General features: G+C 70.1%; 22 protein-coding genes. 9 read left to right on the top strand and 13 right to left on the bottom strand.

Annotated features, from left to right (window positions below; all coding sequences use genetic code 11):
- Positions 1-30: 30 nt before the first annotated feature.
- Positions 31-1,503 (bottom strand): diaminobutyrate--2-oxoglutarate transaminase family protein, encoded by a 1,473-nt coding sequence (locus OHN74_RS32385; RefSeq protein WP_327700356.1) that lies wholly within the window; start codon positions 1,501-1,503, stop codon positions 31-33.
- A 394-nt stretch (positions 1,504-1,897) separates the two neighbouring features.
- Between OHN74_RS32385 and OHN74_RS32380 the strand changes: the two genes are divergently transcribed.
- Entirely contained in the window at positions 1,898-3,133 is a 1,236-nt protein-coding gene (locus OHN74_RS32380; RefSeq protein WP_327698099.1) for a hypothetical protein, read from the top strand.
- 107 nt (positions 3,134-3,240) lie between these two features.
- Here OHN74_RS32380 and hflX read toward each other — a convergent pair whose 3' ends face one another.
- The 6 genes from hflX to miaA all read right to left on the bottom strand — a co-directional run bounded on the left by hflX (position 3,241) and on the right by miaA (position 11,496).
- A complete protein-coding gene (hflX, locus tag OHN74_RS32375) occupies positions 3,241-4,737 on the bottom strand; it encodes a GTPase HflX (RefSeq protein WP_327698098.1) in 1,497 nt (498 codons plus the stop codon).
- A 180-nt stretch (positions 4,738-4,917) separates the two neighbouring features.
- Positions 4,918-6,372, bottom strand: a complete 1,455-nt coding sequence (locus OHN74_RS32370; protein WP_327698097.1) for a M1 family metallopeptidase — start codon at positions 6,370-6,372, stop codon at positions 4,918-4,920.
- A gap of 69 nt (positions 6,373-6,441) precedes the next feature.
- Entirely contained in the window at positions 6,442-8,682 is a 2,241-nt protein-coding gene (locus OHN74_RS32365) for a RelA/SpoT family protein (protein WP_327698096.1), read from the bottom strand.
- Positions 8,683-8,980: 298 nt separating this feature from the next.
- Positions 8,981-9,850, bottom strand: a complete 870-nt coding sequence (gene dapF / locus OHN74_RS32360; RefSeq protein ID WP_327698095.1) for a diaminopimelate epimerase — start codon at positions 9,848-9,850, stop codon at positions 8,981-8,983.
- Between the two features lie 110 nt (positions 9,851-9,960).
- A complete protein-coding gene (locus OHN74_RS32355; protein ID WP_327700355.1) occupies positions 9,961-10,449 on the bottom strand; it encodes a hypothetical protein in 489 nt (162 codons plus the stop codon).
- 108 nt (positions 10,450-10,557) lie between these two features.
- A complete protein-coding gene (gene miaA / locus OHN74_RS32350; RefSeq protein WP_327698094.1) occupies positions 10,558-11,496 on the bottom strand; it encodes a tRNA (adenosine(37)-N6)-dimethylallyltransferase MiaA in 939 nt (312 codons plus the stop codon).
- A gap of 181 nt (positions 11,497-11,677) precedes the next feature.
- Between miaA and OHN74_RS32345 the strand changes: the two genes are divergently transcribed.
- Positions 11,678-11,953, top strand: a complete 276-nt coding sequence (locus tag OHN74_RS32345; RefSeq protein ID WP_327698093.1) for a hypothetical protein — start codon at positions 11,678-11,680, stop codon at positions 11,951-11,953.
- 23 nt (positions 11,954-11,976) lie between these two features.
- Positions 11,977-12,246, top strand: a complete 270-nt coding sequence (locus OHN74_RS32340; protein ID WP_327698092.1) for an antitoxin — start codon at positions 11,977-11,979, stop codon at positions 12,244-12,246.
- Between the two features lie 81 nt (positions 12,247-12,327).
- Here the strand turns inward: OHN74_RS32340 and OHN74_RS32335 are convergent, their stop codons facing one another.
- Genes OHN74_RS32335 through OHN74_RS32320 form a run of 4 tightly spaced genes read right to left on the bottom strand, consistent with a single transcriptional unit; the run spans position 12,328 to position 15,387 of the window.
- Positions 12,328-13,047 carry a class III extradiol dioxygenase subunit B-like domain-containing protein gene (locus OHN74_RS32335; protein WP_327698091.1) on the bottom strand — a complete coding sequence of 240 codons (720 nt, stop codon included), beginning with the start codon at positions 13,045-13,047 and terminating at the stop codon, positions 12,328-12,330.
- Between the two features lie 34 nt (positions 13,048-13,081).
- Positions 13,082-13,351 (bottom strand): hypothetical protein, encoded by a 270-nt coding sequence (locus OHN74_RS32330; RefSeq protein WP_327698090.1) that lies wholly within the window; start codon positions 13,349-13,351, stop codon positions 13,082-13,084.
- A 46-nt stretch (positions 13,352-13,397) separates the two neighbouring features.
- Positions 13,398-14,915 (bottom strand): tRNA (N6-isopentenyl adenosine(37)-C2)-methylthiotransferase MiaB, encoded by a 1,518-nt coding sequence (miaB, locus tag OHN74_RS32325; protein ID WP_327698089.1) that lies wholly within the window; start codon positions 14,913-14,915, stop codon positions 13,398-13,400.
- A 40-nt stretch (positions 14,916-14,955) separates the two neighbouring features.
- A complete protein-coding gene (locus OHN74_RS32320) occupies positions 14,956-15,387 on the bottom strand; it encodes a MazG nucleotide pyrophosphohydrolase domain-containing protein (RefSeq protein WP_327698088.1) in 432 nt (143 codons plus the stop codon).
- 118 nt (positions 15,388-15,505) lie between these two features.
- Between OHN74_RS32320 and OHN74_RS32315 the strand changes: the two genes are divergently transcribed.
- Complete coding sequence (locus tag OHN74_RS32315) at positions 15,506-16,504, top strand: TAXI family TRAP transporter solute-binding subunit (protein ID WP_327698087.1); 999 nt, start codon at positions 15,506-15,508, stop codon at positions 16,502-16,504.
- 7 nt (positions 16,505-16,511) lie between these two features.
- Here the strand turns inward: OHN74_RS32315 and OHN74_RS32310 are convergent, their stop codons facing one another.
- Both OHN74_RS32310 and OHN74_RS32305 read right to left on the bottom strand, forming a co-directional pair.
- On the bottom strand, positions 16,512-17,924 hold the full coding sequence (locus OHN74_RS32310; RefSeq protein WP_327698086.1) for a sensor histidine kinase: 1,413 nt from the start codon (positions 17,922-17,924) through the stop codon (positions 16,512-16,514).
- A gap of 9 nt (positions 17,925-17,933) precedes the next feature.
- The gene (locus tag OHN74_RS32305) at positions 17,934-18,620 is read right to left on the bottom strand and encodes a response regulator transcription factor (protein ID WP_327698085.1); all 687 of its coding nucleotides are present in this window, start codon (positions 18,618-18,620) and stop codon (positions 17,934-17,936) included.
- 290 nt (positions 18,621-18,910) lie between these two features.
- Between OHN74_RS32305 and OHN74_RS32300 the strand changes: the two genes are divergently transcribed.
- The 5 genes from OHN74_RS32300 (at position 18,911) to OHN74_RS32280 (ending at position 24,337) form a co-directional block, all read left to right on the top strand.
- Positions 18,911-19,687, top strand: coding sequence for an amino acid ABC transporter ATP-binding protein (locus OHN74_RS32300; RefSeq protein WP_189147520.1), 777 nt, complete (start codon positions 18,911-18,913; stop codon positions 19,685-19,687).
- 147 nt (positions 19,688-19,834) lie between these two features.
- Positions 19,835-20,674: a glutamate ABC transporter substrate-binding protein gene (locus OHN74_RS32295; protein ID WP_327698084.1), complete on the top strand. Its 840-nt coding sequence runs from the start codon at positions 19,835-19,837 to the stop codon at positions 20,672-20,674.
- A 104-nt stretch (positions 20,675-20,778) separates the two neighbouring features.
- A complete protein-coding gene (locus OHN74_RS32290) occupies positions 20,779-21,447 on the top strand; it encodes an amino acid ABC transporter permease (protein ID WP_327698083.1) in 669 nt (222 codons plus the stop codon).
- Positions 21,444-22,328, top strand: coding sequence for an amino acid ABC transporter permease (locus OHN74_RS32285; protein WP_327698082.1), 885 nt, complete (start codon positions 21,444-21,446; stop codon positions 22,326-22,328). Before OHN74_RS32290 ends, OHN74_RS32285 begins: the two co-directional genes overlap by 4 nt.
- Positions 22,329-22,606: 278 nt before the next feature.
- Positions 22,607-24,337, top strand: coding sequence for an FAD-dependent monooxygenase (locus OHN74_RS32280; RefSeq protein WP_327698081.1), 1,731 nt, complete (start codon positions 22,607-22,609; stop codon positions 24,335-24,337).
- The last annotated feature ends 5 nt before the right edge of the window (positions 24,338-24,342 follow it).

Raw genomic sequence — 24,342 nt, 5'->3', positions numbered from 1 at the left:
GGGGTCGGTACGGACGGGCGTCGGGCCTGGCTACCCCGCTCGCTCGGCGTGGGTGGTGCGCGGGCGGCCGGAGTCGGTGCGGCCGCGTGCCACCGCCGCCACCGCGTCGGCCAGCCGGTCGAGTACCGCGGTGGCCTGTTCGTCGGTGATGGTCAGTGGCGGCAGCAGCCGGACGACGCTCGCCCGGCGTCCGCCGAGTTCGACGATCAGGCCCCGGCGCAGACACTCCCGCTGTACGGCGGCGGCCAGGTCGGGCGCTGCGGGACGCGGCCCGCCATCGGCCGGGGCAGGGAAGACCTCGGGATCGGTGTACCGGTCGCCGTCGGCGGAGTCCGCGCCGGCGCCCGCGCCTCGCTCCGCGTCCGGTTCGACCAGTTCGACCCCGATCATCAGTCCCCGTCCGCGTACATCGCCGATGATCGGGAACTCCGCCGCCAGCTGCCGGAGTCGGGAGAGCATACGGGCGCCCAGGGTGGCCGCCCGTTCGGCGAGGCCGTGTTCACGGACGTACGACATGGTGGCCGTGCCGGCGGCCATGGCGAGCTGGTTGCCGCGGAACGTGCCCGCGTGGGCGCCGGGTTCCCAGACGTCGAGGTCGTCGCGGTAGACCACGACGGCCAGCGGCAGGCTGCCGCCGATCGCCTTGGACAGCACCATCACGTCGGGGGTGACCCCGCTGTGCTCCACCGCCCAGAACGTGCCGGTGCGGCCGACTCCCGTCTGGATCTCGTCGGCGATCAGCGGGATCGAGCGGGACTCGGTGATCCGGCGCATGCGCCGCATCCAGGCGTCCGGCGCCGGAATCACCCCGCCTTCGCCCTGGACGGGTTCGAGGATCATCCCGGCGGGCAACGGCACGCCCGACTTGGTGTCGTCGAGGACGGACTCGGTCCAGCGGGCGGCGAGTTCGGCGCCCCGGTCTCCGCCCATCCCGAAGGGGCAGCGGTAGTCCTGGGGGAACGGCAGCCTGGCGACCCGTACGTCGGCCGCGTGGCCGGAGGCGCCGAGCGCGCCGGCGGTCATACCGTGATAGGCACCCGTGAAGGCGAGCATCCCGGTGCGGCCGGTCGCGGCGCGCACCAGCTTGAACGCGGCCTCCACGGCGTCCGTCCCGGCCGGGCCGCAGAACTGCACGCGCGCGTGGTCGGCGAGTCCGGGCGGCAGGGTGCGGAACAGTTCGGTGGTGAAGGCGTCCTTGACGGGGGTCGCCAGGTCGAGGACGTGCAGCGGCGCACCCGAGTCGAGGACCTTGCGGATCGCCTCCAGCACGACCGGGTGGTTGTGGCCGAGTGCCAGTGTCCCCGCGCCCGAGAGGCAGTCGAGGTAGCGCCGGCCGTCGGCGCCCTCGATCGTCAGCCCACGTGCCCGTACGGGGACGATCGGCAGGGAGCGCGCGTAGGTGCGTGCCGCCGATTCACGCGCCGACTGGCGCCGCAGAATCCCCTCGTGCGCCCCGCGCACGCCCGCGCACGTGTCGACCTCCGTGCCCGCTTCCTCGTACACCCGGGATTCCCGCGCCCCCGTCTGCGCCCCCGTCTCGATGGACTCCCGCAGCACCAATGCCCCAACTCCCCGCTGTTCCACCGCTCTGCCGCCCCGCCAGGCACCAACTCACCGATAGACCCCTCCCGTTACCAACACCCCGCGCACCGCAGGAGTCACGGGTCGGCTCAAGATCCTTGCGGAGGTGGCGCCGTCGCCTCGGTACTCCGGAAACAGCACTCCGGAAACAGCCGTGACAAGGCGTCACATCGGCGGCCCGGCGGACGATCAGCAGGCCGGGCCGCCCGTAGCGAAACCGTTGCCGTTCCGGCGGATGCGCCCCACAGCGACCGCATAGTGTGTGATGCCGAGCGGGGACAGCACACGGTTCGAGCACGCCAGGGGGAGTCAGATCATGCGACCCATACGCCCACCCTTCATCGCCCGGGACGGGAAGGGCGCACGCCTCGGAACCTCTCCCGTGCCGGCCCTCGTCGGCCTTGCCGTGGCGCTCGCGCTCACCGCCAGCGCATGTGGCTCCGGCTCGGACTCCGGGGGTTCCGACGCGAGCGGGCAGTCCTCCGCCTCCGCGACCGACGACGGTGCCGGAAAGATCACGATCCCGGACGGGCTCAGGGACAAGCTCAAAGAGCACGGGATCGACATCGACAAGTGGAAGAACGGCGCCTGGAAGAACTGGGACAAGGACGACTGGCTGCGCGAGGCCGAGGACTACGTCAACCCGATCATCGAGGGCCTCTGGGACACGGACCGGATGCGGGACGCCGACGACCCGGAGAAGAGTGTCGACGCGAACGACCTCTCGGGCGACCAGGGCGTCACCGATCCGACACCGCGGGCTGTGAGGGCCAAGGCCGTGCCGCCCGCGTACCACGCCAACGCGCCCGAGGCGGGCAAGGTGTTCTTCGACGCCCCCGAGGGCACGATGGTCTGCTCGGCGACCGTGGTGGAGGACCCCGCCCACCCCGGGAAGTCGAACCTCGTCTGGACGGCGGGCCACTGCGTGCACGCGGGCAAGAAGGGCGGCTGGTACCGCAACATCGCCTTCGTGCCGTCGTACAACAACGCGGGCAGGTCGAGCGCCGAGGTGGAGAACAGTCCTCGCGCGGAGGTCGCTCCCTACGGCGTCTGGTGGGGTGACTGGACTCAGACGTCCGACCAGTGGATCGCGCAGGGCGGTTCGACGGGCGGCGACGGGGCACCGTACGACTTCGCGGTCATCCATGTGACGCCGGAGAAGGGCGGCAGCGGCAAGTCGCTGGAGGAGACGGTCGGTTCGGCCCTCCCCGTGGACTTCGACGCCCCTGCCGTGTCGCAGGTGGGAAGCATCACGGCGACCGGCTATCCGGCGGCGGCGCCGTTCGACGGCGAGACGATGTACCAGTGCCAGGACGAGCCCGGCCGGCTGTCGATCGTCAGGTCGGATCCGACGATGTACCGGATCGGATGCACCATGACCGGCGGTTCCTCGGGCGGCGGCTGGGTCGCCGCGGGCTCGGACGGCAACCCCGCCCTGGTGTCCAACACCTCGATCGGCCCGGTCAGTTCGGGCTGGCTGGCGGGCCCGCGCCTGGGCAAGGTGGCCAAGACCGTGTACGACGAGGTGAGCGAAAAGTTCGCCGCCCAGTAACGCGACAGGCTCCCCATGCCTAAGGCACGGGGAGCCTGTCAAGGGGCGCGGGGAACTGCGCGACCAGCCACAACGAACCCGCGGACGAACACCCGAACCGGCGGAGCCTAAAGCACTGCTGCCGCCGGAACGTACGGCGCCAGTTCCGCCGCCAACTCCTCATGCACCCGCGCCTTGAGCAGCGTGCCCTCCGCGGTGTGCTCCTCGGAGATCACCTCGCCGTCGGTGTGGGCACGGGCGACCAGCTTGCCGTGGGTGTACGGCACGAGCGCCTCGATCTCGACCGAGGGCCGGGGCAGCTCGTTGTCGATCAGGGCGAGCAGCTCGTCGATGCCCTGGCCGGTGCGGGCGGACACCGCGATCGAACGCGTCTCCATCCGCATCAGCCGCTGGAGCGTCAGCGGGTCGGCCGCGTCCGCCTTGTTGATCACGACGATCTCGGGTACGCCGGTGGCGCCGACGTCCCTGATGACCTCGCGAACCGCGGCCAGCTGCTCCTCCGGGGTCGGGTGAGAACCGTCCACCACGTGCAGGATCAGGTCGGCGTCGCCGACCTCCTCCATGGTGGAGCGGAACGCCTCGACCAGGTGGTGCGGCAGATGCCTTACGAAACCGACCGTGTCGGTCAGCGTGTGCAGCCGTCCGCTCGGGGTCTCGGCCCGGCGCACGGTCGGGTCCAGGGTCGCGAACAGGGAGTTCTCGACCAGCACGCCCGCGCCCGTGAGGCGGTTGAGCAGCGAGGACTTGCCCGCGTTGGTGTAACCGGCGATGGCGACCGAGGGCACCTTGTTGCGGCGGCGCTCCTGGCGCTTGATCTCGCGGCCGGTCTTCATCTCCGCGATCTCCCGGCGCATCTTCGCCATCTTCTCGCGGATCCGGCGCCGGTCCGTCTCGATCTTGGTCTCACCGGGACCACGGGTGGCGAGACCGCCGCCCTTGCCGCCGCCCATCTGACGGGACAGCGACTGACCCCAGCCCCGGAGCCTCGGCAGCATGTACTGCATCTGCGCGAGCGCGACCTGCGCCTTGCCCTCACGGGACTTGGCGTGCTGGGCGAAGATGTCGAGGATCAGGGCCGTACGGTCGATGACCTTGACCTTGACGACGTCTTCGAGGTGGATCAGCTGGCCCGGGCTGAGCTCACCGTCGCAGATGACGGTGTCCGCGCCCGTTTCGATGACGATGTCCCGCAGCTCGTTGGCCTTGCCGGAGCCGATGTAGGTGGCCGCGTCGGGCTTGTCGCGGCGCTGGACGACGCCGTCGAGCACGAGCGCGCCGGCGGTCTCCGCGAGGGCGGCGAGCTCGGCGAGGGAGTTGTCCGCGTCCCGGACGGTCCCCGTGGTCCAGACGCCGACGAGCACGACCCGCTCCAGGCGGAGCTGGCGGTACTCGACCTCGGTGACGTCCTCGAGTTCGGTGGAGAGGCCCGCGACGCGGCGCAGGGCCGCGCGCTCGGAGCGGTCGAACTGGTCGCCGTCCCGCTCTCCGTCGATCTCGTGGCTCCAGGCGACGTCCTCTTCCATCAGGGCATCGGCCCGAAGACCTTCGGGGTAGGTGTGCGCGACGCGCTCAGTGTCCTGGGAAGGGGAAGAAGAGGAGGTCATTGGGTCCTTACGTCGATGGGGTTTCCGTGTGCGGTGACGGAGCGAGCCCCGTCACCGGTCACAACGCACGAGCGACCCGGGAGATTCCCGGAACCCGTCCCGTGAGGCCGGGGGCAGTGCCGCCGACCTGAAGATGGTCGCACGGCACGCCCCGTCTCGTCACGGTGTTATTCCGTGGCGCTATGCCGTGGGTGCGACGGACTTCCAGTCCGGGTGCCCGGGCATCGCCGGAGTCTTCTCCGCGTACAGCCACGCCTGGAAGAACGCGCTCAGATCCCGCCCCGCGATGTCCGAGGCGAGGCGCTCGAAGTCGGCGGTGCCCGCGACACCGTCCTTGTGGAGGCCGACCCATGCCTCCTCCACGCGCTCGAACGCCGGGCGGCCGATCTCCTGGCGCAGGGCGTAGAGGGCGAGGGCTGCCCCGTCGTAGACGTTCGGGCGGAAGATGCCGATCTTCTGGCCGGGCTTGGGCGGCTTGGGGGCGGCTGGTGGTCCGCCGGCGGCCCGCCAGCGGTCGGAGGCGCCGTACGCCGCCTTCATGCGGTCCACCAGTTTCCGGCCCGCCTTCTCCTCCGCGTACAGGGCCTCGTACCAGGTCGCGTGTCCTTCGTTGAGCCACAGGTCGGACCAGGTGCGCGGGCTGACGCTGTCGCCGAACCACTGGTGGGCCAGTTCATGCACCATGATCGAGTCGACGTACCACTCCGGATACGCGGGCTCGGTGAACAGGTCTCTCTCGAAGAGAGAGAGGGTCTGTGTCTCCAGCTCGAAGCCGGTCGACGCCTCGGCCATGAGCAGCCCGTACGTCTCGAACGGGTAGCGGCCGACCTTGCTCTCCATCCACTCGATCTGCGCGGGTGTCTTCTTCAGCCACGGCTCCAGCAGCGCGCGGTCCTTGGCGGGCACGACATCGCGCAGGGGCAGTCCGTGCGGCCCCGTGCGGTGCACCACGGTGGAGCGGCCGATGGACACCTGGGCCAGCTCGGTGGCCATGGGGTGCTGGGTGCGGTACGTCCAGGTCGTGGCCCTGCCGACCCGGTCGGCGCCCGTCGGCAGACCGTTGGCCACTGCCGTGTAGCCGTTCGGGGCGGTGACCCTGATGGTGAACATCGCCTTGTCGGAGGGATGGTCGTTGCAGGGGAACACCAGGTGCGCGACATCGGCCTGGTTGGCCATCGCGAGCCCGTCGTTCGTCCGCACCCAGCCGCCGTCCCGGCCGGCCGGGGACACGGGGTCGCTGGTGTGCCGCACGGTGATCCGCATCCAGCTCCCGGCGGGCAGCGGTTCCCTGGGCGTCACCACCAGATCCTCGTCCGCACTGGTGAACGACGCCGGCTCACCGTCGACCTCGACCGACCCGACCGTGCCATGGGCGAAGTCGAGGTTGATCCGGTCGAGTCCGGTGGTCGTCCAGGCGTCGATGGTCGTGACGGCGGACAGCGGCTTGCTGTTGGTTCCGGGATAGCTGAAGGCGAGGTCGTACGACGCCACGTCGTACCCGGGGTTGCCCAGGTGCGGGAAGAGGCGGTCGCCGACACCCAGGGGTGCCGCGGGGGCACTGGCGGCGACGAGGCAGACGGAGACGGCGGAGGCGAGCAGCGCCGACGTGAACCGGGTACGGGGGTTGAGCAGCATGCACCACCGCTACCAGCGCCCGCCCGCCGGAGGGCGACGACTCGCGCCGGGCCCACCCGAACGGGTGCCTCAGGGAACCGCCACGTGATGCTGCGCCCGGCTCACGTCGTACACGCCCGGCACATTGCGCATGGCCCGCATGAGAGCCGGAAGATGCGCCGCGTCCGGGAGTTGGAGCGTGTAGGTGTGGCGTACGCGCTGCTGGCTGGGGGGTTCGACGGTCGCCGAGACGATCGCGACGCCCTCCAGGGCGATGGCTTCGGTGAGGTCGGCCAGCAGATGGGGCCGCCCGAACGATTCGGCGACGAGGGTGACCCGCGCCTCGGTGGTGTCCCCCCAGTGCACGCCGACCTCCGCGCGCCCCGTGCTCTTCATGTGCGCCACCCCGGCGCACTCCACCCGGTGAACGGTCACCACTCCCCCGCGCACGGCGAAGCCGGTGACCTCGTCGGGCGGTACGGGCGTACAGCAGCCGGCGAGGCGTACGGTCGCGCCGGGCTGGTCGACGACGGCGGTCGCGGCGGGGTCGGCGGACTCGGCACCGTCCTGGGCCGAGCGGGCGTCGACGGCCGCTCGGGCGGCCTCGGCGGTGGCTCCCTCGGCCTCCGCGGGGTCACCGGAGGACCTCGGCGCCACGTCCGCCGGATCGATGTGCGCCGGGTGGGCGGCCAGCCAGCGCTGGATGGCGATCCTGGCGACGGGCGTGTGCGCGTGGTCCAGCCACTCCCTGGAGGGCTCGGAGGCCGGGTCCTGCCCCATGAGGAGCTGGACCGTGTCGCCGTCCCGCAGGACCGTGCTCAGCGTCGCCAGCCGGCCGTTGACCCGGGCCCCGATACAGGCGTGCGCGTCCTCGCCGTACAGCGCGTACGCGGCGTCCACGCAGCTCGCGCCCTCGGGCAGCCCCAGCGAGCCCCCGTCGGCCCGGAAGACGGTGATCTCGCGGTCCTGGGCGAGGTCCTCGCGCAGGGTGGACCAGAAGGTGTCGGGGTCGGGCGCGGCCTCCTGCCAGTCGAGGAGACGGGACAGCCAGCCGGGCCGGGTGGGGTCGACGCGCTCGCCGTCGGCGTCCAGGTCGGTCCGCGCCCCGCCGCCGTCGGTCTGCTCCTCCGAAGGAGGAGCGTAGGGATTGCCGAGCGCGATGACGCCTGCCTCGGCGGCCTTGTGCATCTGGTGGGTACGGATGAGCACTTCGGCGACCTGGCCGTCCGCGCGGGCGACGGCGGTGTGCAGCGACTGGTAGAGGTTGAACTTGGGTACGGCGATGAAGTCCTTGAACTCCGAGACGACGGGCGTCATGCAGGTGTGGAGCTCGCCCAGTACGCCGTAGCAGTCGGCGTCCTCGTTGACGAGCACCAGGACCCGTCCGAAGTCGGAGCCGCGGAGCTGGCCGCGCTTGCGCGACGCCCGGTGCAGGGACACGAAGTGCCGTGGCCGGATGACGACTTCGGCCTGGATCCCCGAGTCGCGCAGTACCGCGCGCACCTCGTCGGCGATCTCGGCGAGCGGGTCGTCCGCGCGGGAGGCGTTGTCGACGATCAGCTTCCGGGTGTGCTGGTACTCCTCGGGGTGCAGGATCGCGAAGACCAGGTCTTCCAGTTCGGTCTTGAGCGCCTGCACGCCGAGACGTTCGGCGAGCGGGATGAGCACGTCCCGGGTGACCTTGGCGATGCGCTCCTGCTTCTCGGGGCGCATCACGCCCAGGGTGCGCATGTTGTGCAGCCGGTCGGCGAGTTTGATCGACATCACGCGGACGTCGTTCCCGGTGGCGACCAGCATCTTGCGGAAGGTCTCGGGCTCGGCGGCGGCGCCGTAGTCGACCTTCTCCAGCTTCGTCACGCCGTCGACGATGAAGCGGACCTCGGCGCCGAACTCCTCGCCGACCTGATCCAGCGTCACATCGGTGTCCTCGACGGTGTCGTGGAGCAGAGAAGCCGTCAAGGTCGTGGTCTCCGCGCCGAGTTCGGCGAGGATCAGGGTCACGGCGAGCGGGTGCGTGATGTACGGCTCGCCGCTCTTGCGCATCTGGCCGCGGTGCGAGGTCTCGGCCAGGACGTAGGCCCGGCGCAGCGGTTCCAGGTCGGCGTCGGGGTGGTGGGCGCGGTGCGCCTCGGCGACATGGCCGATGGCGTCGGGCAGCCGGTCGCGGGTCGCGGAGCCGAGGAACGCGGCCCTGCCCAGTCGGCGCAGGTCGATCCTGGGGCGGGTCCGTCGGCGGGGCGCCGGGGTCCCGTCCTGTTCCAGCGACGCCGCGAGCTTGGGCGAGGACGTCACAGCACCTGGGCTCGCGGGATTCGTGGCCTCCGCACTCATGGGCACCTCCGGCTACCTGGACCGGCGGACGGGATGCCCCATGGCGGACGACGGCTCAGGGGATGGCGTTGTTCCCCCGTCCGGGCCGGTGCTTGATGCTACCGAGCCCATCACGCGCGACTGACCACCTCTCGTCGAGCGTGAAACGGATCACCCATTCGAGCGATGGTTCAGGTGCCGGTACTTCCGGGCCACCCAAGCCGGGATCGGCTCCGATTTCGCACCAAGATGCACACCAGAGCCCCTACTTCCATAGGCCACGGGGCCCACAGCCCGCGATATCGAGCCGTTGCCTGCTCTACTTCACTGCGCTTTCCAGCCACTCCGCTTCGATCTCTCCCTCAGCAAGGATCACCGCGGGGCCCGTCATCTCGATCTCGCCGTCAGCCCTCTCGGTGATCACCAGGCGTCCACCGGGCACATCGACGGTGTACGTCACCGGCGTGCCGGTCACGGCCGGGTCGGCACCGTCGCGCCGGGCGGCGGCCACGGCGACGGCACACGCACCCGTGCCGCACGAGCGGGTCTCACCGGCCCCGCGCTCGTGCACCCGCAGGGCTACGTGCCGCGGGCCGCGGTCGACCACGAACTCGACGTTGACCCCGTCCGGATAGACGGAGGCCGGGCTGAACGGCGGAGCGGTGAACAGGTTCCCGGCGTGCGCTAGATCGTCCACGAAGGCGACCGCGTGCGGGTTGCCCATGTTCACGTTCCGCGCGGGCCAGCTGCGCTCATCGACACGCACAGTGACCTCCCCTTCGGGGAGCAGCGCCTTGCCCATACCGACGGTGACGTCGCCCTCCTTGGCGATGTGCACGCTCTTCACGCCCCCGCGCGTGGCGACCTTGAGGTCCCCTTCGGCCGCGTGTCCGGCCCGCTGGAGGTAGCGCGCGAAGACCCGCACGCCATTGCCGCACATCTCCGCGATCGAGCCGTCGCCGTTGCGGTAGTCCATGAACCACTCCGCCTCGGCCGCCATGCCCTCGGCCTCGGGGTGCGCGGCGGACCGCACGACGTGCAGCAGTCCGTCACCCCCGATGCCCGCACGCCGGTCGCACAGGACGGCGACGGCGGCCGGGGGGAGGTCGATGAGGTTCTCGGGGTCCGGGACAATCACGAAGTCGTTCTCGGTCCCGTGCCCCTTGAGGAAGGCGATCCGCGTGCTCATTCCTCGATCGTACGGCTTGGGAGCGCACCCTAGGGGCGCGGGGAACCGCTCGACCAGCCACAACGGCGCCGCCGTGGACCACAAACCCTCGCGGCCCCTCCGGCGGAGCGCTACCGCAGCCGGGCCACTCTCCACACGGCGAGCCCGATGACCACGACCACCATCACGACGTACGCCAGTACGACCCGCCAGTCCCGTCGGCCTTCACCGAGGCCCGGAGCCGTGTAGCCGACCCGGCGGGCGGCCATCATGCCCCAGCCCGCCGCGCAGGAGCAGATGAGCAGCCCCAGCATGGCGATCACGGCTCCGCTGTCGCCGAAGTCGAACGCCAGCGGGAAGGCGAACATCAGGGAGCCGAGCGCCGCCAGGACCACGATCGGGGCGAGCTGCCAGATGCGCAGGCGGCGCTGCGGACGTAGTTCCACCTCGACCTCGGGCCCGAGGAACATCTCGTCCGGTTCGGGTCCGTCGGCGGTCACGCCGCCCTGTGTCTCGTCGGGCCCGTCGGGGCTCAGACGATCTTCGTCCCGTTCCGTTTCGCCACCGTCACCTGTGATGTGTCCCGCGCCTTGTGCGGTGTCGCGAGGGCCGGCCTCCATCGCCACGCGCCCTCCCAACTCGGACTCCACTTGGTCGATCGAAGCTCGATGATGGCACGGCGCCGGAGGCCTGGATGACGGCCGGAGCGTCCCGATGCCATGACGTGATCAGGCTGTGACCGGTCGTTCGACCAACGCCAGTGCGAGGTCCGGAAGTTCTGTGAGATCCGCCGCAGCCCCACTCAACCAGTGCACCCGGGGATCGCGCCTGAACCACGAATCCTGACGGCGCGCGAAGCGCTTGGTGGCACGCACCGTTTCGGCGCGCGCGTCGTCCTCGTCGCACTCCCCGGCGAGCGCCGCGAGCACCTGCTGGTAGCCCAGCGCGCGCGATGCCGTGAGCCCCTCGCGCAGGCCGTGCGCCTCCAGCGCGCGCACCTCGTCCACAAGCCCCTCCGCCCACATCCGGTCGACCCGGCGGGCGATGCGCTCGTCGAGCTCGGGGCGGGCCACGTCGACGCCGATCTGCACGGTGTCGTACACGGAGTCGTGGCCTGGAAGGTTGGCGGTGAAGGGCTTGCCGGTGATCTCGATGACCTCCAGGGCCCGGACGATACGGCGTCCGTTGCTGGGCAGGATGGCCTGCGCGGCCTCGGGGTCGGCGACGGCCAGGCGGGCGTGCAGAGCACCGGAACCGCGCAGGGCGAGCTCCTCCTCCAGGCGGGCCCTGACCTCGGGATCGGTACCGGGGAACTCCAGGTTGTCGACGGCTCCCCGGACGTACAGACCGGAGCCGCCGACCAGGACCGGCCAGCGACCCTCGGCGAGCAGCGCGTCGATCCGTTCGCGGGCGAGGCGCTGGTATTCGGCGACGCTCGCCGCGACGGTCACGTCCCAGATGTCCAGGAGATGGTGCGGGATTCCGCCGCGCTCCTCGGGCGTCAACTTGGCGGTGCCGATATCCATCCCTCGGTAGAGCTGCATCGAGTCGGCGTTGACGACCTCGCCGCCGAGTCGCTGAGCGAGAAAGACACCCAGATCGGACTTTCCGGCTGCGGTGGGGCCGACGACGGCGATGACTCGTGGGGTGGGGGCTGCGCTGCTCACCGCCACAGTCTCGCAAACCCGGGACCCCTCCTCGAACGAGCGACGTGACGGCGGCGGTCCGGGGTCGTTGCCAGTTGCGAGGTTCGCGCCGCCGGATTCGGGAGGCGGCGACGGGGGCGACGCAAACGGACGCACCGGGCGACGCGGGATTTCGCCCGCACGAGTAACGTATGGAGTGGATATGGGCGTTTTTGCACGGCTTCTCGGACGGTCGAAGACCACGGAGGAGGCGTCGACCGCCGACGAGCAGGCCGTCGCCGTGACGGACGAGCCGGCGGCGGAGGAGACGGAAGCGGCGAAGGGATCGCCCGAGGCCGACAGCGGGGCCGAGACGGAGATCACGGCGGAGAAGACGGAAGCCGTGACCGTCTCCGCCACCGAGGGCGTCGAGATCCCCAAGCAGCAGTCCGCCGAGGAGGCCGCCGACAGCGAGGCCGGTGAGGGCGCCCGCAAGTAACTGCCCGCGAGGGAAGGCGAAAAATGGGTCTGCTGGACAATCTGAAGGCAAAGCTCGCCCCGGCCAAGGAGAAGGTCGCGGACTTCGCGCAGCAGCACGAGGGCCAGATCGAGCGGGGTCTCGACAAGGCCGCGAAGGTGGTCGACGAGAAGACCAAGGGCAAGTACAGCGACAAGATCCATACGGGCACCGGCAAGGCGAAGGGCGCCGTGGACCGACTCGCGCACAAGGACGGTGGCACCCCGGACGACACGTTCACGCCACCGCCGGACGCGCCGCCACCGGCTTCCTGACCGGCGCGAACGACAGCACCGCACATCGACGGACGGCTGCGGAGCACACGCTCCCGGCCGTCCGCCGTGTCACGGCACCGGCTACGACCAGGCCGCGACCACGTATCCCACGCCGTACGGAGCGTCCTCGTACAGCAGCGTGCCCGCCAGGTCGGTGTTCTCGGCCGCGCCCGCGAGGACCTGCCAGGGCGCCCGGCCCGAGACCTTCAGTTCGTGGGCCAGTTCCGCGTCCAGCGCCTTGAGCGCCGCCACGTCCGCCGCTCCGAGCGCCCGCGCGACCTCCGCGTCGAACCCGGCCGCCCGCTCGTCCAGGTACCCCGGCGCCTTGAGCGTGCGGCACGCGCTGGCGTCCCCCATCACCAGCAGGGCCACCCGTTCCGGCCGCCCGCCGATCTCCCTCCCGACCGCGACGCACCGTTCGGCCGCAAGAGGTTCCCCCACGCCCAGGCCTTCGACGGGCGCCTGAGACCAACCGGTCCGCTCCAGCAGCCAGGCGGCGACGGCGAGCGCCGCCGGCAGCTCCCTTTCCGCAGCCGCCGGTCCGGCGTTCCCGGCACCCAGGCGTACGTCGAGGTCCACCCCGAAGCTGCGGAACGAGCCCCGCGTGCCCTCCGGGTGCGGTCCGCGCCCGCTCTGTTCGGCGGGCCCGACGACCAGCAGCCGGTCGGGGCGGGAGGCCGCGAGCACGGCCAGCGCGTCCGAGCTGGCGGCGCGCGCGGCCTCCAGCTCGGGTGCGGCGCCCGCTGCCACATCGGGCACGAGGAGCGGCGGACAGGGGCAGACGGCGGCGGCGACGAGCATGCTCGGCAGGGTAGCCCCGGCGGACCGCGCGGTGTCAGTCCTCGATCAGCACGTCGGTCAGGTCGATGACCGTGAGGAGGAGCACGACCAGCTTGCCGTCGCTGATCACGTACTCGATGAAGAGGTTGCGCGAGAGGGCGATCTCACGCGTCGTCTCGTCACCGCGGACGGAGTGGGAGAGCTTGTGCCTCGGGTCGGTCACCAGTATGGCCAGGCCCCGCTCCAGCACGTCACGCCGGTCGGTGGACAGGCTGTCGCGCACCTGGGCGGCCTCTTCGGTGAACGCGACTCTGTAAGGCAACATGTGATGCTCCTTTCCACCCGCTTTCCACCCGCATTGTGGCAGGACGTCAGTCGCAGCCGCAGCCGCTCCCCGCAGCCGCCGGCAGCGGAGCAGGCGCCCCGATTCCCGGCAGGCCCAGCATGACGCCCGCCGGCTTCGCCGCTTCCGCGGTGTTGCGCTTCTCCCAGGCGTCACCCGCGCGCGTGGGACGCACGCTCAGGGCGGCGCCCTCGGCGAGGAGGTGGTGCGGGGCGGCGTACGTGATCTCGACCGTGACCACGTCTCCGGGGCGCACCACTGCGTCCGGTTTGGTGAAGTGGACCAGCCGGTTGTCGGGGGCGCGGCCGGAGAGACGGTGGGTGGCGCCGTCCTTGCGGCCCTCGCCCTCGGCGACCATCAGCTCCAGGGTGCGGCCGACCTGCTTCTTGTTCTCGTCCCAGGAGATCTCCTCCTGGAGGGCGGCGAGACGCAGGTAACGCTCCTGGACGACCTCCTTGGGGATCTGGTTCTCCATCGTGGCGGCAGGCGTGCCAGGCCGCTTGGAGTACTGGAATGTGAACGCCTGTGCGAACCGCGCCTCGCGCACCGCGTGCAGCGTCTGCTCGAAGTCCTCCTCGGTCTCCCCGGGGAAGCCCACGATGATGTCGGAGGTGATCGCCGCGTGCGGGATGGCCGCCCGCACCTTCTCGATGATCCCCAGGTAGCGGTCCTGGCGGTACGAGCGGCGCATCGCCTTCAGGATCGTGTCCGAGCCGGACTGCATGGGCATGTGGAGCTGCGGCATCACGTTCGGCGTCTCGGCCATCGCCGCGATGACGTCGTCGGTGAAGTCGCGCGGGTGCGGGGAGGTGAAGCGGACGCGCTCCAGGCCCTCGATCTTCCCGCAGGCCCGCAGCAGCTTGCTGAAGGCCTCGCGGTCACCGATGTCGGAGCCGTACGCGTTGACGTTCTGGCCGAGCAGGGTGATCTCGGAGACGCCCTCGCCGACCAGCGCCTCGATCTCAGCGAGGATGTCGCCGGTGCGGCGGTCCTTCTCCTTGCCGCGCAGGGCCGGGACGATGCAGAAGGTGCACGTGTTGTTGCAGCCGACGGAGATCGACACCCAGGCCGCGTACGCGCTCTCGCGCCGCGTCGGCAGCGTCGACGGGAACGCCTCCAGCGACTCGGCGATCTCGACCTGCGCCTCCTCCTGCACGCGCGCGCGTTCGAGCAGTACGGGCAGCTTGCCGATGTTGTGCGTACCGAAGACGACGTCCACCCAGGGCGCCCGCTTCACGATGGTGTCGCGGTCCTTCTGCGCGAGGCAGCCGCCCACGGCGATCTGCATCCCGGGACGCTTCGTCTTCATCGGGGCGAGCCGGCCGAGGTTGCCGTACAGCTTGTTGTCGGCGTTCTCGCGCACCGCGCAGGTGTTGAAGACGACGACGTCCGCATCGCCGTCCGCACCCTCGGGCGCACGCACGTAGCCGGCGTTCTCGAGCAGTCCGGACAATCGCTCGGAATCGTGGACGTTCATCTGGCACCCGTAGGTGCGCACTTCGTATGTCTTGACGTCCACGGCCTGGATCCGGTCACTGCTGCTCATGCGACAAGGGTAGGCGGTGCGTGAAGCAGGGCCGTACGGGTTACCGCTCGCCCGCGTTCCAGCCCTGGCGGCGCAGGACGGCTCCGACGTCCGGGGCACGGTAGTGGTCGCCCTTGAGCACCTTTCCGTCGGCCCTACGGGCGACCAGGCCGTCGGGGCCCAGCTTCGTCATGTTGGCGCGGTGGATCTCCGCGATCACCGCGTCGAGGTCGATGCCGTGGACCAGGGCCGTGCCGTACGCCACGTACACGACGTCGGCCAGCTCGTGCGCCAGCCGGTCCAGCGGGCCCGTGACCGCGACCTCGGCCACCTCCGCGGCCTCCTCCGCGAGCAGCTCGCCCCGGTGCGCCGCGAGCTTCGGGGAGACCTCGGCAGGCGTACTGCGGGTGTCGAGACCGAAGGCCAGGTGGAACTCCCGGACCAGGTCGGCGGGCGAGGCGGCAGCGGAGGAAGGAGGGACGGCGGGGCGCATACGGTGACTCTAACCATCCTGTGACAGCTCCCCCGGGGCGATCCGATCGTCGTACGTCAGACGGCCCCTCCCCCTTTTTCCTGGCCAGCACGGGGGCCGGACTGGCAGGATCTCGCGCATGTTGAAGGTGCTCCCCCGGATCCGCAGGCGACAGGCCCTCATGGGCTCGGCCGCCGCCTTCGTGGTCTTCGGGCTGCTGCTGTGGTGGTTGCTGCCGCTGGACGAGGATCCTCCGGCCGGGACGATCACGTTCAGCACCGGGTCACCTGCCGGCGTCTACCAGCAGTACGGCTCGGGGCTCAGGACGTCCTTCGCCAAGGACATGCCGCACCTGGACGTACGGCTGATGACCAGCCAGGGATCGCAGGAGAACGTCGAGCGGGTGGCCACGGGCGACGCCGACTTCACCATCGCGGCGGCCGACGCGGTGGAGACGTACAAGCTGAGGAAGCTGCCAGGGGCCGACAAACTGCGCGGGGTCGCACGCCTGTACGACGACTATGTGCAGCTGGTGGTGCCACGGGACTCCAAGATCTCGACCGTCCAGGACCTGCGGGGCAAGCGGGTGGCCATAGGGCTGGAGAACTCCGGCGTACGGCTGATCGCGGACCGGGTGCTGGCCGCGGCCGGTCTCGACCCGGCCAAGGACATCAAGCCCTTCGCCGAAGGCATCGACACAGGGCCCGGACGGCTCCGGCACGACCAGATCGACGCCTTCTTCTGGTCGGGCGGGCTGCCCACGAACGGCTTGGTGCAGCTGGCGAAGACCTTCTCCTTCCGCTTCGTCCCGATCGACGCGGACCTGGTCGCCAAACTGCACGAACAGGGCGGAGCCTCCCGCTACTACCGGGCCACCAACATGCCGGAGTCGGCCTACCCGTCCGTCCAGGACGGCTCGACCGTGGCGACGATCGCGGTGTCCAACCTGCTCGTGACGCGCGAGGACGTGGACCCGAGGCTCACCGAGTGGCTGACCCGGTCGGTGATCGACAGCCGGGATCGCATCGGCGCCGTCGTCCACTCGGCGCAGCTCGTGGATCTGCGGACCGCCATCTACACCGACCCGTTGGCCCTGCACGAGGGCGCCCGGCGCTACTACCGCTCGGTCAAGCCGTAGGGCTGCCTCAGGACGCCGGGCCCGACCTCGGCACCCGCACCGTCACCTTCAGGCCGTGCGGCTCGTGATGATCGTACGAGATCGTGCCGCCGCCCGCTGCCAGCAGAATCCGGGAGATGGACAGGCCGAGGCCCGAGCCCTTGACGTTCTGATGCCGACCGCTGCGCCAGAAGCGGTCGCCGATACGGACGAGTTCGTCGTCGGTGAGCCCCGGACCGCCGTCGGTGACCACGACCGTGGAGGTCGATCCGTTCGACGCGACCGACACCCGCACGCACTCGTCCTCCGGCGTGAACTTCACCGCGTTGTCGATCACCGCGTCCAGGGCGCTGGACAGCGTGACCGGGTCGGCCCAGGCGGTGGTGGCCGGGCATTCGCCGACCAGGCGTACGCCCTTGGCCTCGGCGAGCGGGGTCCAGGCCGCGACGCGCTCGGCCGTCAGCGCGCCGATGTCGGTGAGCACGAGGTCCGCCTCGGCGTGCTCGGCCAGCGCCAGGTCGAGGAGGTCGTCCAGGACCTCGGCCAGTCGCTTGCCCTCGGTCTGGACGGAGGCGATCTCCTCGTTCCCCTCCGGCAGTTCGAGTGCGAGCAGCTCGATCCGCAGCAGCAGCGCCGAGAGCGGGTTGCGCAGCTGGTGCGAGGCGTCGGCGACGAAGGCGCGCTGCTGCTCCAGCACGTCCTCGACGTTGTCCGCCATCTCGTTGAACGCCCGGGCCAGCCGTCTGAGTTCCGGCGGCCCGCCGGCCACGGCCACCCGGGATTTCAGACTGCCGGTCGCGATGCTGTGCGTGGTGGCGTCGAGGACGCGTACGGGCCTGAGCACCCAGCCGGTGAGGCGCAGCGCGGCGCCCACCGCGAGCAGCATCGCGGCGATCTCGCCGGCGCCGATGACGATCCAGCCGTGCAGCGTCCGTGAACGCATCTGCCCGGTGGGCGAGTCGGTGACCACGACGGCCACGACATCGCCGTCGCGGATGACCGGCGACGCGACGACGAGCCGGTGACGCTGCCAGGGCCAGACCTGCTGCGGATCGTGGCTGCGCCGGGAGAGGAGCGCTTCGGCGAACGCGTCACGCACCTCGCCCGTTTCCGGCAGGTACCAGTCGGTCGGCGCGTTGGCCATGGGCACGCCGTTGCGGTAGAAGACACCGGAACGGATGCCGTAGACGTCGTAGTAGCTCTCGAGTTCCCGCTGGAGGGTCTCGCCGCGCTCGTCGGTGTCCGCGTCCTTGACGCGGGACCCGGTGGGCCGGTCGGTGACGAACTGGGCGAGCGCCGCGAAACGCGCTGTGTCGTCGATCCGGTCGACGACGACCTTCTGCTGCTGGGCGGCGGCCACGCTGATGGCGAGCGGGATGCCGAGCGCGAGCAGGACGGCCGCCATCAGGACGATGAGCAGGGGGAGAAGACGTGTACGCACCAGTCCCCGCTACTGCGCCGGGGCGACGAGCCGATAGCCCACGCCGCGGACGGTCTCGATCAGCGCCGGCATGCTCAACTTGGCGCGCAGGGACGCGACATGCACCTCCAGGGTGCGGCCGGTCCCTTCCCAGCTGGTGCGCCAGACCTCGCTGATGATCTGTTCACGGCGGAACACCACTCCGGGACGCTGCGCGAGGAGGGCGAGCAGATCGAACTCCTTGCGGGTCAGTTGGACCACGGAACCGTCCACGAGGACCTGCCGGGTGGACAGTTCGATCCGCAGCGATCCCAGGAGCAGCGCGTTCTCACCGGCCTCGGCGGCGTCCTCGTGGACACTGCGTCGGCTGACGGCATGGATCCGGGCGAGCAACTCCCCTGTGTCGTACGGCTTGACCACGTAGTCGTCGGCTCCGAGGTTGAGACCGTGGATGCGGGAGCGGATGTCGGAGCGCGCGGTGACCATGATGACGGGGGTGTTGGTGCGCTTGCGGATCTTGCCGCACACCTCGTACCCGTCCTGGTCGGGCAGGCCCAGGTCGAGCAGCACCACGCCGAAGCCGTTGCCTTCCGGGACGAGCGCCTGGAGGGCCTCCTCGCCGCTGCGGGCGTGTGTGACGGCGAAGCCGTGCCGCGCCAGGACCGCGGAGAGCGCGGCGGCGACGTGGTTGTCGTCCTCGACGAGGAGCAGTCTCATCGCGACCCTTTCGGTTCATGGGCTTCGGTTCGCCGACCGTGCCGTTTCGACTTGTACACCACATGCCGTGCCCCAGCGGAGTACACCATGTGGACACACGCACACGCGTGCCTGGTTCCGGCCGCGGAACACTTCCGTTATCCAGCCGGTACACCTCTTTCGGGGGGTGCTACAAAGCGTGTTGACCTGACATCGGATCGTTATGCTCAAGTTCCCCTCAGATGTGGTGACGCTGGTCTCACGGGGTCACTACTGTCCTCCGAAACCGAGGTGGACGGAGCCAGTAAGCGATGACCGAAGTATCGGTGGCCAAGGACGACGTGCCCGTGACCGGCGATCTGGTCGTCCTGAAGAGCGTCAACAAGCACTTTGGCGCGTTGCATGTTCTCCAGGACATCGACCTGACCATCACCCGCGGCGAGGTGGTCGTGGTCATCGGACCCTCCGGGTCCGGTAAGTCCACCCTGTGCCGCGCCATCAACCGTCTGGAGACCATCGACTCGGGAGACATCTCGATCGACGGCAAGCCGCTGCCCCAGGAGGGCAAGGCGCTGGCCCGGCTGCGGGCCGACGTCGGCATGGTCTTCCAGTCCTTCAATCTCTTCGCGCACAAGACGGTGCTCGAGAACGTGATGCTGGGCCAGATCAAGGTCCGCAAGGCCGACAAGAAGGTGGCCGAGGAGAAGGCCCGCGCCCTGCTCGACCGGGTGGGCGTGGCCACGCAGGCGGACAAGTACCCCGCCCAGCTGTCCGGCGGCCAGCAGCAGCGTGTCGCCATCGCCCGCGCCCTGGCCATGGACCCCAAGGTCATGCTCTTCGACGAGCCGACGTCGGCGCTCGACCCCGAGATGATCAACGAGGTCCTGGAGGTCATGCAGCAGCTCGCCCGCGAGGGCATGACCATGATCGTCGTCACCCACGAAATGGGGTTCGCCCGTTCGGCTGCGAACCGAGTGGTGTTCATGGCGGACGGCCGCATCGTCGAAGAGGCTGTGCCGGACCAGTTCTTCAGCAACCCGCGCAGCGACCGCGCGAAGGACTTCCTGTCCAAGATCCTGCACCACTGATCCCACAGCACTTCCTGCAGCACTTCTCTCGACGCCTCCCGCAGCAGTGAAGGAATCCGCCTCCTGAGCGGTTTCCCGACCACAGACGAACTGCGGCATCCGCTCGTTACGGCCCGTATTCACTTCACCACTCAAAGGATGTTCACCATGAAGCTCCGCAAGGTCACCGCCGCGACCGCCGCAGCTCTTGTCCTCGCCCTCACGGCGACGGCATGTGGAGGCGACGACGACAAGGGCGACACCGGCTCCGGCGGCGGCGACAAGATCAAGGTCGGCATCAAGTTCGACCAGCCCGGCATCGGCCTGAAGGAGCCCGACGGCTCCTTCTCCGGCTTCGACGTGGACGTGGCGACGTACGTGGCCAAGCAGCTCGGCTACGAGCCCGACAAGATCGAGTGGGTCGAGACCAAGAGCGCCGACCGCGAGACCGCCCTCGCCCGCGGTGACGTGAAGTTCATCGCGGCCTCGTACTCGATCAACGACAAGCGCAAGGCGAAGGTCGACTTCGCCGGCCCGTACCTGCTCGCCCACCAGGACCTGCTCGTCAAGGCAGACTCCAACATCGCCAAGGGCACGGACCTCAACGGCAAGAACCTCTGTTCCGTGACCGGCTCCACCTCGGCCCAGAACATCAAGGACACGATCGCTCCGAAGGCCAACCTGCGTGAGAACTCGGGCTACTCGGAGTGCATCGCCGCCCTGCAGAGCGGTGCCGTCGACGCGGTGACCACGGACGACTCGATCCTCGCGGGCTTCGCCGCCCAGGACAAGTACGAGGGTCAGTTCAAGCTGGCGGGCCTCAAGCTGAGCAACGAGAACTACGGCATCGGCGTCAAGAAGGGCGACACCGCGACCGTGAACAAGATCAACACGGCGCTGGAGAAGATGGTCAGCGACGGCGCCTGGGACACCGCGGTCAAGGACAACTTCGGTCCGGCCGGCTACAAGAACGAGCCGGCTCCGAAGATCGGCGACATCGTCAGCTAACCCAGGGTTGCGCAGGTGCGCCGCCGCCCACCGCGATCAGGGCAGCGGCGCACCGCGTCTGCCACGCACGCCACATACGCCTCACACCCGGAAGCGCGGGGATCGTGTTCGACTTTCTTGATGGTTACGACGTCCTCGGGGCGTTCTGGATGACGGTGAAACTCACCGCCCTCTCCGCCCTCGGCTCCCTGGTCTGGGGCACACTGCTGGCCGCCATGCGGGTCAGCCCGGTTCCGCTCATGCGCGGGTTCGGCACCGCCTACGTGAACATCGTCCGCAACATCCCGCTGACGGTCATCATCGTCTTCACCTCACTCGGCCTTGCCGACATCTTCGGCGTGACGATGGGCGCATCCGACGACTTTCCGCTCCAGGGCTTCCGGCTGGCGGTGCTCGGCCTCACCGCCTACACCGCGGCCTTCGTCTGCGAGGCACTGCGCTCCGGCATCAACACCGTGCCCCCGGGGCAGGCCGAGGCGGCCCGCGCCATCGGGCTGAGCTTCAGCCAGGTGCTGGGTCTCGTCGTGCTGCCGCAGGCGTTCCGGTCGGTCATCGGCCCGCTGGCAAATGTACTGATCGCGCTGACCAAGAACACCACCGTGGCGGCTGCGATCGGCGTCGCCGAAGCCGCGAGTCTGATGAAGACGATGATCGAGAACGAGGCTCAGTTGCTGCTCATCGGCGCGGTCTTCGCCTTCGGGTTCGTGGTACTGACCCTGCCCACCGGGCTCGCCCTCGGCTGGCTGAGCAAGCGACTGGCGGTGAAGCGATGACCTCCGTCCTCTACGACACGCCGGGCCCCCGCGCCAAACAGCGCAACGTGGTCCTCACGATCGTCTTCTTCGTCCTGCTCGCCCTGTTCCTGTGGTGGATCTGGCGGACGATGGACGACAAGGGGCAGCTGAAGTGGGCCCTGTGGGAGCCGTTCACCACGTCACAGGCGTGGACGACCTATCTGCTGCCCGGCCTCGCCAACACCATGAAGGCCGCGGCGCTCTCCATGGTGATCGCCCTTCCCCTGGGTGCGCTCCTGGGTATCGCCCGGCTGTCCGACCACCGGTGGGTACGGGTTCCCACCGGTGCGGTGGTCGAGTTCTTCCGGTCCATTCCGGTGCTGCTGCTCATGCTGTTCGCCGCCGCGTTCTACGTCAGCTCCACGGACATCAGCAGTGAGTCCCGACCCCTCTACGCGGTCGTCACCGGGCTGGTGCTCTACAACGCCTCGGTGCTCGCGGAGATCGTACGAGCGGGCATCCTGTCCCTCCCCAAGGGACAGACGGAGGCCGCCCTCGCGGTCGGTCTGCGCAAGGGCCAGACGATGACGAACGTCCTGCTCCCGCAGGCCGTCACCGTCATGTTGCCGGCGATCGTCAGTCAGCTCGTCGTCATCGTGAAGGACACCGCGCTGGGCGGCGTCATGCTCAATTTCACCGAGCTCCTCAACGCGCGCAGCACGCTCGCCGCCAACTACGCCAACGTGATCCCGAGCTTCATCGTGGTGGCGGCCATCTTCATCGTGATCAACTTCCTGATCACCACCTTCGCAAGCTGGCTGGAGGGCAAACTGCGGCGCGGCAAGAAGTCGACCGGTGTGGTGCTCGGAGCGGCGGCGGTGGGCGGCACTGAGGCTGCCGGTGCGGGTGGCAGCATCTGACGGACGCTCAACTCGTATGGCCTGCCCGGAGGCAGTGGTGTGACCGGCACGGAGGCAGTGGCGCGTTCGCCACTGCCTCCGTCGTTCGCCGCCGACGCCGGGTACACATGCCGCACCTGGGGAAACGTCGAGTGCGTCGAGGTGGGCGCCTGTGGTGCGTCCAGCTTGACCGGGTGGCGCGGAGTCTGTTGCATACGTTTTGTGATCGTGCACCCCGCTCCAACTTCCTGTTCACTTGTGTCGATGAAGACGTCGCTCTGGGCAGGGGGCGCCGCGCCATGGACCCGGTGATCATCGTCGGAGCGGGGCCGGTCGGGCTCACGCTGGCGCTTGCGCTGGCGCGCCAGGACGTCCCCTCGGTCGTCCTCGACGAGGGGCCGGGCAAGGACGACCAACGTCCCGCGCGCACGGTCGTGCTGCGCGAGGACACTGCCGCCCTGCTGGAGCGGTTGACCGGTGTGCCGATCGCCGACGCCGGTTTCCACTGGGCCGGATGGCGGTCGATGCGGCGCAAGCAGGTGATGCGTCGGATTTCTTTCGGCACCGAGGACTTGGACGGGCCGACCGACTCACTCCCGTCAGGGCTCGGGTCGGGGCTCGGGCCGGAACCCGTCACGGACACCGGCATCCCCCTGCACATCGCCCAGCACGTACTGACCGGCGCCCTGCGCACCGCCATCGCGCACGAGCGGCTCGTCAAGGTCGCCGTCAACAGCCGCCTCGACTCCGTCGAGCAGGAGCCGTCCGGAGTCACGGCACACACCCGAGGCCCGGGCGGCACCTGGTGGCGCGGCAGTTACCTGGTCGGCTGCGACGGCCCGCGCTCCACCGTGCGCAAACTCCAGGACATCCGCTTCCCCGGACGTACGGCCGTGGAACGCCACGCCGTGGCCGCGCTGCGTACGGAACTTCCGTGGCCCGGTGAGGCGTTGTTGCACCGGATGCCGCCGTGGCGGACGTCGGGGCCCTCGGCCGGGGAGATCATCGCCCGCCCGCTCCCCGACGGTGTGTGGCGCCTGGACTGGCTGATGCCGCCCGGCAAGGACCTGGTCACGCCCGAGCTTCTCGTGACCCGGATCCGGGAGACCCTCGCGGGCTGGAACGGCGGCCCGACACCGCCGTACGACCTGCTCGACACGGGCGTCCACATCGTCCATCACCGGCTCGCCCGGCGCTGGCGGGCCGGCCGGGTCTTCCTCGCCGGGGACGCCGCGCACCTGCTCGGCGCACTCGGCACCCAGGGGCTGGACGAAGGACTGCGGGACGCCGACAACCTGGCCTGGAAACTGGCCCTCGCCTGGCACCACGGCCCGCACGAGGCGCTGCTGGACAGCTATCAGTCCGAGCGGCGCGCGGCCGTCTCCGCCCGGCTGCGCGCAGCCGACCAGGCACTGCCGCTGCTGCGCGGCGGTGCGGGGCTGCGGTCGTACGTCCCCGGGTCGGCCCGCGGACACGACTCGCTGCTCACGGACGGTCACCTGGGGCGCGGCATCCTGGGCGAGCCGGCATCGTACGGCCGTTCGCCGCTGGCGCCCCAGCACATCGAGGCGGAGATCTCGGTCGACACCCCGCCCGGCGCACAGGTGACGGACGTACAGGTCACCGCAGAGGACGGTTCCTTCGTGCGGCTGAGAGAGCGGCTGGGCCGCGGTGCGCTGCTGGTGCTGCTGGTCGCGCCGGGCACGGGTGTGTGGGAGCGCAAGCACTGGGTGGGCGCCGGGATCATGCCCCGGCTGGCGGCCGCGGTGGCCGCGCTTCCGCACCCCGCCGAGCTGCTGGTCACGGAGAGCTATCCGGGCGCCGCCGCCCACACCGTGCTTCTGGTCCGCCCGGACGGGCACCTGGTCACGGCGTTGAGCGGCGTACGCCCGGCCGACCTGTACGCGGCGGCCGAGGCGACGCTCGGCGGACCCCCGCAGGACAGGACGGACAACAAGGCCGACGGGACGGGAAGGGCCGACGAGTCGAACGCGAAGGCGAACGCCGAAGCCGCGGCGGGCACGCGCTGACACCT

The organism is Streptomyces sp. NBC_00459 (assembly GCF_036013955.1).
GTDB lineage: Bacteria > Actinomycetota > Actinomycetes > Streptomycetales > Streptomycetaceae > Streptomyces.
Note: the sequence above shows the minus strand (reverse complement) of the source record. Positions and strands in the feature narration are given on the sequence as shown.